The sequence below is a fragment of the Paenibacillus sp. p3-SID1389 genome (genome assembly GCF_025151705.1).
In the GTDB taxonomy this organism is placed as follows: domain Bacteria; phylum Bacillota; class Bacilli; order Paenibacillales; family Paenibacillaceae; genus Fontibacillus; species Fontibacillus phoenicis.
In genome coordinates, this window is sequence record NZ_JALXVO010000110.1 from 1 (window position 1) to 1710 (window position 1710).

The 1710-nt window shown below is 56.1% G+C and carries 1 protein-coding gene; it reads right to left on the reverse strand.

The window, feature by feature from the left end:
• Nucleotides 1-170: 170 nt before the first annotated feature.
• On the reverse strand, nt 171-1415 hold the full coding sequence (locus M3G15_RS21270; protein WP_016310842.1) for an IS110 family RNA-guided transposase: 1245 nt from the start codon (nt 1413-1415) through the stop codon (nt 171-173).
• Nucleotides 1416-1710: the final 295 nt, after the last annotated feature.

Sequence of the window (1710 nt, forward strand, 5' to 3'; positions counted from 1 at the left end):
AAGTCCAGCGGTATGATGTCAAGCTGTTGATTTAATCGAATTGGAAATTTCCCGTGCCTGTTGAGCGCGGAGTCACGAAAAAAGGGCGCATCAAACCAAACCCAGCCAAAAACCATGTCAGATACCAGATTTTTACTGGGAATTCGTGAAGGACTAAGGCAAAGGAGGCGTTAATCCTTGGCGCTATTCACCTTCCTTCGAGGCGTGTAGAGTTGGCCGCTGCGTAGCAGCACATCGACCAGACGCACGAGTTTTCTTGCCGTTAAGACGAGGGCGCGTTTGTGTTGATTCTTGGGCACTTCGTGATACTTCTTCCGGTAATATTCACCGAATTCTTCATCGCGCATCCTAACCGAGTTGGCAGCTTCAACGAGGTAGTAGCGCAGGAATCGGTTGCCGGATTTGATGCGGGCGGTGTCCTCCGCCTCGAAGACGCCGGACTGGTGCCTGCGCCACGTCAGACCCGCGTACTTGGCGACGGCGGCTTGATCCTTGAACCGTTCAATATCGCCGAGTTCGCCGAGCAGACCGGCTGCATAGACTTTGCCGATGCCGGGCACTGACAGCAAGCACTGAGCGCCTTGAATGCCGTCGAGGACCCGCTCGATCGCTTTGTCGAGATCCTTGAGCTGCTTCTGGATGCTGCGGATGGATTCGATGGAGGTGCCGAGCACCAGGTCAATCGAATCCTCCACGACCTTGGACAGCCGATAGGAGGCGCGGGCAGCTTGCTGAATGCAGCGGGCGACCCGCTCGGGATCGGGGAAACGATTGCGTCCCTTGTCCCGCAGATAGTCGGCCAGATCGGCCACGTCCATCTCGGCGATGTCATCGAGGCTGAACTTCTCGGAGAGCATCTCCATGAGCGCATGGCCAAACACGGAGCTGTCGACCTCGGTTGTAAACGCATTGCACTTGTAGAACAGGTTCTGCAAGAAGTACTGCTTCTCGCGAGCCAAGTTATGGACCAAGTGGAAACGCATGCGCGTGAGGCGTTGAAGGGCGACATACTGCTCCTGCATGACGATGGTGGTCGTCAGGCGGCCGAAGCGCAGGCGATCCGCAATGACCCAGGCGTCGAGCCGGTCGGTCTTGTCCATATCCGCATAGGCTTCTCTGAACTTGCTGATGAGCTTGGGGTTCAAGGTGAACACCTTGGCCTTGCGCTCTCGAAGCGCTGGATCCTGATGCAGGTACATGGCAGGGTGCCAGCTGTAGACGGAAGTGGCTTCCAAGCCGATGTGAATCTCGGTGACGGCCAACTTGTCCGCTGCAGCGACGATTTGGTCACGCAAGTGCGAGGCGCCATTCAAATTGTTTTTGACGGTGAGTGTCTCAAGCTTGTCACCGTCAGCGTTCATGAAACACGCTTCGAGCTCTTGCGAGCTCACGTCAATACCGACAAAAAGCTTCAAGTGAAATTCCTCCTTTCGCTAGGGATTCAGGGAATGGACGCTCCGGGATGCCTCCGGCGCACGCGCAGATCTATCACCCTCGCGTATGAGGACACACTTCGGGCCATGAGCTGCCCCGGATCTGCTAAAACCGGGCATGGGATGCCGAAGGGAACAGCCAGCGGGTAAGAAGCTCAGACGCGTACCGGAGAAACAGACTTAAGGAGTAGACGATGCTACTGGAGGCAGAAGGATTTCCCCGAATGGACCCTACGTTCCATTGTCCAGAGGCATACCGGAAAGTCCAGTCCCTGAT